Genomic DNA, 9,986 nt, shown 5'->3' with positions numbered 1-9,986 from the left:
GCCAGCACCGCCAGGGCCAGCGTCAGGGCGGCCACCGCCATGCCGAGCAGCAGTCGCCGGCCGGCCGCCGCGTCCCAGCTGTGCAGCCGGTCCCGGGTCACCGTCGCCATGCCGTCCACCAGGTCGTCGAGCCGGACCTCCGGCAGCGACTCGGTCTGCGGACGCAGATACAGGACCTCGCCGTCCTTGAGGTCCAGCGCGGCCAGGGTGGCCTCGTCGTCCAGCGCGGCCCCGCCCAGGCGTTGCAGCACCCAGCCGTCGTGCTCCAGACCGTTCTCCTCGACCTCCTCGCCCGCGTACTGCAGGACGGTGGGCAGCAGATCGGCCACGGGCACGTCCGAGGGCACGGCCAGGTCGATGGTCCTGGCCGGGGCCCGGACGGTGAGGCGGCACAGGCCCGCAACGGAGCTGTCGGTCATCGTGGGTCTCACGTCTCCATGAGTCGAGCCGGGCGAGGGCGGAGTTCGGGCGCCTAACTGGCACGGATCCGGGGGAGTTAGGGCGGTGGCCGTTTGGACCTATGTGTCGTCGCCATGCAGACTACCGATGGGCAGTCGAACAGAATTATGGGTCCCAAACCGACGGCGTGTCACAACGCCGGGGGATCAGCGCCCTGTTGTGCGGCGCGAAGCCCCGATCCCCCTAAGGAGAAGTCGCGTTGAGTGTGGTTCTCTTTCGCAGGCCGGCCCGTCGCCGAGGCCCCGACATGCCCGAGGGCGAGCTGAGCCTGCAGGAACCCCCGACGCTCCCGGAGACCGTGCCCGACAGCTCGGCGGTCTGGACGTACCTGCCGATGGCCATGATGTCCGTGTCCATGATGATGATGTTCATCAGGCCGGGCGGCCGCAACAGCTCCTTCACCTACATCGCGCTGGGCATGATGGTGCTGGCCTCCGCCGCCATGATGGTCGGTCAGGTCATGCGCAAGTCCGGAGAGCGCAAGCAGCGGCTGCGCGGCGAGCGCCGGGACTATCTGCGCTATCTCACCCAGATCAGACGCCAGGTCCACCGGGCCGTCGTCGAACAGCAACTCGCCCTCGCCTGGCGGCATCCGCACCCCCGGACGCTGCGCGCGATGGTCCGCACCACCCGGCTGTGGGAACGCCGGGTCAAGGACGAGGACTTCGGCGAGGTCCGGATAGCCGTCGGCGAACAGCAGTTCGCGATGCGGCTCAACTCGCTGTCCACCAAGCCCGTCGAGGACCTGGAGCCGCTCAGCGCGCACGCCCTGCGCCGCTTCATCCGCGCCTACAGCACCGTCCCCGGCCAGCCCATCGCGCTCTATCTGCGGTCCTGGTCGCGGGTGCTGACCCGCGGTGACGAGCCCGCCACCCGCGCCATGGTCCGCGCGGCGCTGTGCCAGCTCGCGGTGTTCCACCCGCCGGAGGAGCTGTGGATCGCGCTGTGCGTCTCGGACGAGCGGCGCGCGGACTGGGAATGGGTCAAGTGGCTGCCCCACAACCTGCATCCGCAGGAACAGGACGGCGCCGGCGCGGCCCGCATGGTGGCCGGCACCTTCAACGACCTGGAAGACCTGCTGGGCACCGAGTTCACCGAGCGCCCGGTCTTCGACCCGGACGCGACGCCGGGCCGGGACGAGCCCTACACCGTGATCGTGGTCGACGGCGTCACCGTGCCCGCCGGTCACCGCCTGGACGGCCCCGGCTTGCGCAACACCGTCGTGCTGGACCTCTCCGGAGCCTTGGCCTGGCGTCCGGGCCGCACCACCCTGCGCCTCGACGTCACCCCGGCGGCGGTCCGCCTGGTGCGCACCGACCGCAGCCGCAAGGAGCAGACCACCCTCCTCGGCCGCCCCGACCAGGTCGGACCCGTCGCAGCCGAGGCGCTGGCCCGGCTGCTGGCCCCGTACCGCATGAGCCTGGCCGTGGACGTCGCCGAACCCCTCAGCGCCGACGTGCAGCTGACCACCCTGCTCGGCATCCCCGACCTCCACCGGCACACTCCCGACACCCTCTGGAAGCGCCACACGGGGGCCGCCCGGCTACGGGTCCCCGTGGCGGTCGGCGCCGACGGCACACCCGTGGAACTCGACATCAAGGAGTCCGCGCAGGGCGGCATGGGCCCGCACGGCATGCTCATCGGCGCCACCGGCTCCGGCAAGAGCGAGCTGCTGCGCACCCTGGTCCTGGGACTGGCCCTGACCAACTCCTCCGAGACGCTGAACTTCATCCTGGTCGACTTCAAGGGCGGCGCGACCTTCCTCGGCCTGGACGAACTCCCGCATACCTCCGCCGTCATCACCAACCTCGCGGACGAAGTCGCCCTGGTGGAACGCATGCAGGACGCCCTGCACGGCGAACTCATGCGACGCCAGGAGCTGCTGCGGGCGGCCGGCAACTACACCTCCGCCCTGGAGTACGAGAAGGCCCGCAGCTCCGGCACCCCGCTGGCGCCGCTGCCCAGCCTCTTCGTCGTCGTCGACGAGTTCAGCGAACTCCTGGCCGCACACCGTGAGTTCATGGACCTCTTCGTGATGATCGGCCGCCTCGGCCGGTCGCTGGGCGTGCATCTGCTGCTCGCCTCCCAGCGCCTGGACGAAGGGCGCATGCACCAGCTGGAGAGCCATCTGTCCTACCGGATCGGCCTGCGCACCTTCTCCGCCATGGAGAGCCGCGGAGTGCTCGGCGTTCCCGACGCCTACCAGCTGACCTCGCAGCCCGGCGCCGGCTATCTCAAGAGCGGGGTGGAGGCGCTGACCCGGTTCCGCGCCGCCTACGTCTCGGGGCCCTACCGGCGCCGGCGCGGCGCGGCCGTGCAGGCCAGGGTCGCCAGCCAGGTCGTGCCGTGGACGGCCGGCTGGGTGGTCCCGCGGACCTCCGCCACCCCCGCCCCCCAGCCGGAGGAGGAGACGGAGTCCGCCGAGAGCCTGCTGGCCGTGGCCGTCGACCGGCTGCGCGACTCCGGCCCCGAAGCCCACCAGGTCTGGCTGCCGCCGCTCGACGAGCCGCCCACCCTGGACGCCCTGCTCCCCGGCCTCGAACCCACCGCCGACCGTGGCCTGAGCGCCACCCGCTGGCCCGGCGCCGGCCGGCTCCGGGTCCCCGTCGGCCTGGTCGACAAGCCCTTCGACCAGCGACGCGAGCCGCTGGTGCTGGACCTGTCCGCGGGCGGCGGCCATGTCGCGATCGCCGGCGGCTCGCAGAGCGGCAAGTCCACCGTGCTGCGCGCTCTCCTCGCCTCCCTGGCTCTCACCCACACCCCGGCCGAAGTGCAGTTCTACTGCCTCGACTTCGGTGGCGGCACCCTCTCCTCGCTCGCCGGGCTGCCGCACGTCGGCGGGGTCGCCTCCCGGCTCGACAGCGAGCGGATCAGCCGCACGGTGGCCGAGGTCACCGCCGTCCTCAACCACCGCGAGCAGTTCTTCCTCGACCACGGGATCGACTCCATGGCCGGCTACCGGCGGCGGCGCGCGGCCGGGGAGTTCGCCGACGAGGCGCACGGGGACGTCTTCCTGGTGGTGGACGGCTGGGCACAGGTCAAGCAGAACTTCGACCATCTCCTGCCCACCTTCAACCAGCTCGCCACCGGCGGTCTCAACTACGGCATCCACCTGATCGTCACCACCACCCGCTGGGTGGAACTGAGTGCGCAGGTCCGCGACCAGAGTGCGACCCGGCTGGAGCTACGGCTCGGCGACCCCATGGACTCCGTGGTGGACGTGCGCAAGGCCGCCGTCGTGCCCCGGCTGCCGGGACGCGGCCTGACGGTCGACGGCAAACTCCACTTCCTGACCGCGCTGCCCCGGCTCGACGGCGTCAGCACCACGGAGGACCTCGTCGACGGCGTCACTGCCCTGGTGGACAGGACCGCCGCGCACTGGTCGGGCGAGCCCGCGCCCGCCGTCCGGATGCTGCCGCACCGGCTGCCGGCCTCGACGCTGCCCGCCCCCGAGCTGGGCGACGGGCTGCGGCTGCCGCTGGGCCAGGACGAGGAGAAGCTCTCCCCGGTGTGGCACGACTTCAGCCGTACCCCGCACCTGGTGGCGGTCGGCGACACCGAGAGCGGCAAGACCAACCTGCTGCGGCTCGTCGCGCAGGCCGTCACCGCCCGCTACGCTCCCAGCGAGGCGCGGGTCCTGGTCGTCGACTACCGGCGCGAGCTCGTGGACGCCGTCCCGCCGGAGTACCAGCTCGGCCACGCCGTCTCGGTCGACGCCCTCAAGGAACTCGTCGCCGGCTCGGCGCGCGCGCTCAAGACCCGGCTGCCGGGGCCGGACATCACCCCCGCTCGGATGCGCCTCGCCGACTGGTGGCACGGCCCCCGGCTGTTCGTACTGGTCGACGACTACGACATGGTGGTCGGCAGCAACAACTTCGACCACCCCTTCGCCCCGCTCTTCGACCACCTGGCCCTGGGGCACGAGCTGGGACTGCACGTCGTCGCGGTCCGCTCCGCCACCGGCGCCGGCCGCGGCCTCAACGACCAGTTGCTGCGCCGTCTCGACGAGGTCAACACCCCGGGAGTGCTGCTGTCCTGCCCGCCGTCGGAGGGCTATGTCTTCGGCAACATCAAGCCGCGCAACCTGCCGGCGGGCCGTGCGCAGTACATCGCCCGGCGCAAGGCGAACCTGATCCAGACGGCGCTGGCGCAGCCGGCGGAGCCCGCCGGGGAAGGGGATGGGAAGGGCGGGAGCGCCTGACGGAGGGCGCCCGGAGGGCCGGGCGTCGTCCGCCCTCGACTTTGGGCGTCCGGGTGTCGGCTCCGCCCCTCAGTTCGTTGCGCCGCCGGGTTCGTCGGCGGCGGGAGCGCCGGCCGGCCGCCAGTTGCGGGTACGGGCTCGGGGGAGGGCCAGGGCGGCCCAGATCACCAGCAGGACCAGGGCCGCGCTCGCCGCCGCGAACAGCCCGGCCCGCCGGATCGGCCGGGCCGCGTCGTCCCCTGGCAGCTGCACCGGGGCCTGTGGCGCGGGGGCCGCGGCCCGGTCGGGCGTCTCCGGGACCACCCCGGTCACGGCCGCGAACGGGTCGAGCCGGGGGACGTCGTCCGGGTAGGCGCTCGCGGTGAGGCGGGCGGCCGTCTCCGCGGCCGTCAGGTCCGGGTGGGAGGAGCGAACCAGGGCCGCGGCCCCGCTCGCGTACCCGGCGGCGAAGGAGGCTCCGGAGCCGATGAAGTGCCCGCTGCCGCGCGGGCCGATCCCGACCACCCCGTCGCCGGGGGCCGCCAGGTCGGCGGCGCGCGGCAGCAGGGCGCCGTCCGGACGCTGTCCCTGCGCGTCCACGTCCAGCACCGACAGCACACCGGACTGCGCGGCGGGCCAGTACGCCTGCGGGGTCGGATCCTCGTCCTGGGCCGAGGACCCGGTCGGCGGGTCGGGCACGGCCGCCGCCACCACCAGCACGTCCTTCGCCAGGGCCGCCTCGACGGCCTTCGTCAGCCCGCTCGACCCCTGCGTCAGAGCCGACGAGACGGTGATCACGTCGGCGCCGGCCGCCGTCGCCTCGGCGATCCCCGACGCGACGCTCTGCGCCGTGGCCGCGCCCCGTTCGTCCGTGCCGCGCACCGCGAGGATCCTCGCCCGCTGGGCGACCCCCGCGAACCTCACGCCGTCGACCGTGGACGCTGCGACCAGCCCCGCGACGAACGTCCCGTGCCCCACGCAGTCCTGGCCCGCCGCTCCCACCGCGGTGACCCGGCCGGACAGGGCGGGCGCCGTCGTGGACACCCCGGTGTCCACCACCGCCACCGTCACCCCGGAGCCGTCCGAGAACGGCCAGGTGCCCGTCAGCTGCAGGCTCCCCTGCTCCCAGGGCACGGTGGTGGCCCGCTGGGCGGAGGCCCCGGTGCAGGCGGCGTCCGCGTCCAGTCGCGCGGGCATCACGGGCAGCCGTACCGGGGCGCCGTCGGCGGCGGCGGCCTCGGGCCCGCTCACCAGCGGAAGCAGGGCTCCCAGGCACAGGGAGACAATCAACATCCTTGCCGTGCGGGGGAGATGGGCCAGTCGAGGGCGGCGAGACATGACCCGCATCCTACGGGCAGCCGTCACCCGCCAGCGGCTCTCCCCTTAGCGCTCCTCGCAGCCGTCCGGTCAGCTCTCCGGGGTCGGCGTCCGCATCCCCGGCACGTCGTCGGGCAGCAGGAGCCGCAGGTCGTCCAGGCCCGGTGCGGCCATGGCGCTGACCCGGCCCGCCTGCCGCGTCATCATGGACTCCAGCACCTGCCGGGCCAGCCGCCCGTTGCCGAAGAAGCGGTCGCGCGGCAGGGAGTCGAAGTACTCGCGCAGCAACGCGCCGACCCCGGGCCCGCACTCGTAGCCCGAACCGTCCGCGTGCATCCGGACGATGGTGACCAGCTCGTCGGAGGTGTAGTCGGCGAACTCCACGCGTCGTGAGAACCGCGACGACAGACCCGAGTTGGACGCCAGGAAGGACTCCATCTCCCGGGTGTAGCCGGCCACGATGACGACCACCTCGTCGCGGTGGTCCTCCATCAGCTTCAGCAGGGTGTCGACCGCCTCCTGGCCGAAGTCGGAGCCGGAGGAGCCGCCCGCCGGCGTGAGCGTGTAGGCCTCGTCGATGAACAGCACTCCGCCGCGGGCGCGTTCGAAGACCTCGCGGGTCAACTGCGCGGTGTGGCCGACGTAGCGGCCCACCAGGTCGGCCCGCGCCACCTCGACGAGTTGGCCCTGCGGCAGCACCCCGAGCGAGACGAGCAGTTCGCCGTAGAGCCGGGCGACGGTGGTCTTGCCGGTACCGGGCGGGCCGGTGAAGACCAGATGGTGGCTGACCCGGGGGCTCGGCAGCCCGGCGGCCTCCCGCCGGCGGGCGGTCGACAGCAGGTTGACCAGATCGGTGACGTCGCGCTTCACGGCCGCCAGCCCGACCATCGCGCCGAGCCGGGACAGGGCGTCGCCGCGCTCGGGATCGTCCGCGTCCCCGTGCGGGCCGGCCGGGACCTGCGCCCCGGTGTCCTCGGCGAGCAGCAGACTCAGGTCCCGTTCGCTCACCTCGGGCTGCGTGGCCAGCCGTACGGCCTGCCGGTCGACCATCTCCTCGAACACCTGGCGGGCGGCGCGGCCGTTGCCGAACGCGGCGTCCTTGGGCATGCGGTCGAAGTGCTGGGCGAGCGCGGCGCCGGCGCCCTCGCCCAGCTCGTACTGGTGCCGGGCGCACATACTCTCCACGATGGCCACCAGCTCGTGCACCGCGTAGTTCTCGAACTCCACGGTCCGCGAGAAGCGGGAGGCCAGCCCGGGGTTGCTGCTGAGGAAGGACTGCATCTCCCCCGAGTAGCCGGCCGCGACGACCACCACGTCCTCGCGGTGGTCCTCCATCAGTTTCAGCAGGGTGTCCACGGCCTCCCGTCCGAAGTCGGGTCCCGAACGTCCGCCGTCGGCGGTCAGGGTGTAGGCCTCGTCGATGAACAGCACCCCGCCCAGTGCCCTGTTGAAAGTCTCGGTGGTCTTGATGGCGGTGCCGCCGATGACCTGGGCGACGAGATCGGCGCGCGAGACCTCGACCAGGTGCCCCGAGCGCAGCGCGCCCAGCTGGGCCAGGACGGTGCCGTAGAGGCGGGCGACAGTGGTCTTGCCGGTGCCGGGCGGGCCGGAGAACACCAGGTGGCGGCTCATCGGCGGTGCCGACATGCCCAACTGGGCTCGACGCTGCGCGAGTTGGGTGAGGTTGACGAGGGTGCGGACCTGCTGCTTGACGTTGGACAGTCCGATCAGCGCCTCCAGCTCGGCGAGCGGACCGCTCTGCTCGGGTGCGTCCGCGCCGTCCGGCGTGGTGCCCGCCGGGTCGGTGCCCTCGGCGTCGCCGTATCCCCAGGCGTCGCGACGGCCGTTGCCGCTGGTGGTGAGGCCTTCCACCGCCAGCCGGTCGCCGGGCTGGGACTGGACCAGGCCGCTGCCCGCGTTGTCGCGGACCGTGCAGTTGACGACGGACACCGGCAGGGTGGTCTCCACCCGCAGTCCGTCCTTGCCGCTGCCGGCCAGGGTGCACCCGTTGAGCGCGGCCCGCCCGCCCTGCCGGATCACGGCGCCGCACTCCGGGGCGCCGACGACCTGGAGCCGGGCGCCGGTCAGTTCGCCGTCCGCCTCGACGACCACGCCGTCGGCACCGGCCTCGCGAATCTCGCAGTCGCGGGCCGTGACGGTCCCGTCCGTGCCCACGGACAGGCCCGCGGTGGTCGGCGCGAGCAGGGTGGTGCCGCCGACGTAGAGGTTGCCCGCGCTCTCCACATGGATGCCCGCCGTGCCGGTCCGGGCGATCTCGCTGTCCTCCAGCCGGCCCCGGCCGTCCTTGACGACCTCGACGCCGTTGCCGCCCGCACCGCTGATCCGGGCGCGGCGGATCATCGGGTTGGCGCCGGTCGCGATCCGGATCCCGGCGCCCGCCGCGTCGACCACCTCCACCCGGTCGAGCTCGGCGGTGGACTCCTCCTCCAGCAGCACAGCGGCCGGGGCGGCGCAGTCCCGTACCGTCAGCGAGGTCAGCGACGGCGAGCCGGAGCCGGCCACTCGCAGCGCGGGCGCCTGGGAGGAGTCCAGCCAGCAGTCCTCGTAGGTGCCGCGCCCCCGGTCGGTGACCAGCAGGCCGTTGCCCGTCGTGCGGGCAGTGCGGCAGCGGCGCAGCAGCGGGTCGCTGCCCTGCGACACGACGAAGGCCGGACCGGTGGTCGCGGTGACCCTGATGTCCTCCAGCACGGTGCGGGAGGCACTGCTCACCAGCACCCCGATCGCCACGTCGTGGACGACCGTGCGCAGCACGCGGGTGGTGCAGAGGCCCTCCAGCGCCACGGCCGGCTGGTCGGTGGCGGAGATGTCGCAGTCCTCGACGGACCCCTGGGCATCGCCGTTGGCCAGGATCCCGTTGGCCCGCGCGTCGCGCACGGTGCAGCCGCGCACCGTGACCCGGCCGCGCTCGCCGATGACCACGCCGGACGTGCCCAGATGCTCCACCGTGCAGGACTCGAGCGAGCTCTCCACGGCCGAGGTGACGACCACCCCGGCCCCCGCGCCGTTGCTGATCCGGCAGTCGCGCATGGCCAGCGAACCGGTCTCCCGGGCGAGGACGGCCGTCCACGCGGAGCCGGTCACGTCGCAGCCTTCCATCGCCGCCTGGCCGCGGACCGCGTCCACGACGGGCAGGTCCTCGTCCCGGCCGCGCAGCACCAGGTCGGTGAGCATCACCGCGTCGGCGCGCAGGCTGACCACGCTGCCGCGCCGGGGGCGTATCTCCACCGTCCCCCGCGACTGTTCGGCGACGATGGTCACCCGGGTGCCGACGACGAGGCTCTCCTCGTAGGTCCCGGGCCCCACGCTGATCACCGCACCGCTGCGCGCCCTCGCGAGCGCTTCACCGATCGTGCGGAAGCCGCCGGATCCGTCGGGGCGGACCGTCAGTACCTGGCGTGACACACGCTCTCCATCTCTCGCAGCCTCTCACGGCGCTGGTCGCCCTGTGGCAGGGTGCCGACGGCCCCATCATGCCTGCCGACAAGCGGTGTTGACACGTCGGCCCGAGTTCCTCGGAGGCGGAGACAGCGGAGATGGCAGAGAGCCGAACAGCGGGTCTGCCGGAGACGGCAGGCCCGCCTTCCATTGCTGTCCATTGCTGTCCGCTGCTGTCCGCCGGGCTGGCTGGTGGAGGCGAAGGCCGCAAGGTTCACCCTGCCGACAGGACTGCGGGCGGTTGAGGTCGTGCGGTCAGGCGGCGGTTCATCGCCTGGATACCCCGGACGTTCTCGTGGCGGCGGACGATGTCGAGGACGAGGCCGAGGCCGAGGTGCTGGCCGGTCCAGTCGGTGAGGTGGCCGGTGTAGCCGCCGTCGGCCCAGACCCGCGCCGGTCGCCGGAAGTGGCCGGTTGCCTGTGGCGGGAGGATCCGGGCGCCGTCCCGGTCGGACTGCGCCTGATCACACCTCCGCCGGGACGACCGTCCGGACGGAACAGCCCCTGACCGACGGGATGATGCCGTGTCCCCGGCCCGGGGGGGTTGGCCCGGGCCGGGGCACCGCGCGGGGCG

4 protein-coding genes are annotated in these 9,986 nt (G+C 73.3%); 1 reads left to right on the top strand and 3 read right to left on the bottom strand.

Going from position 1 to position 9,986, the window contains the following annotated elements:
- A partial coding sequence (locus tag ABT085_RS38390; RefSeq protein WP_351619136.1) for an EsaB/YukD family protein occupies positions 1-419 on the bottom strand: 419 nt, incomplete at its 3' end.
- A 287-nt stretch (positions 420-706) separates the two neighbouring features.
- Here ABT085_RS38390 and eccCa point away from each other — a divergent pair.
- The gene (eccCa, locus tag ABT085_RS38385; protein ID WP_351619138.1) at positions 707-4,660 is read left to right on the top strand and encodes a type VII secretion protein EccCa; all 3,954 of its coding nucleotides are present in this window, start codon (positions 707-709) and stop codon (positions 4,658-4,660) included.
- A 69-nt stretch (positions 4,661-4,729) separates the two neighbouring features.
- Here the strand turns inward: eccCa and ABT085_RS38380 are convergent, their stop codons facing one another.
- Both ABT085_RS38380 and ABT085_RS38375 read right to left on the bottom strand, forming a co-directional pair.
- Positions 4,730-5,932: a S8 family serine peptidase gene (locus tag ABT085_RS38380; RefSeq protein WP_351619133.1), complete on the bottom strand. Its 1,203-nt coding sequence runs from the start codon at positions 5,930-5,932 to the stop codon at positions 4,730-4,732.
- Between the two features lie 114 nt (positions 5,933-6,046).
- The gene (locus ABT085_RS38375) at positions 6,047-9,379 is read right to left on the bottom strand and encodes a right-handed parallel beta-helix repeat-containing protein (protein WP_351619130.1); all 3,333 of its coding nucleotides are present in this window, start codon (positions 9,377-9,379) and stop codon (positions 6,047-6,049) included.
- Positions 9,380-9,986: the final 607 nt, after the last annotated feature.

The sequence above is a fragment of the Streptomyces sp. NPDC002265 genome, from assembly GCF_040296125.1.
Classification (GTDB): domain Bacteria; phylum Actinomycetota; class Actinomycetes; order Streptomycetales; family Streptomycetaceae; genus Streptomyces.
Note: the sequence above shows the minus strand (reverse complement) of the source record. Positions and strands in the feature narration are given on the sequence as shown.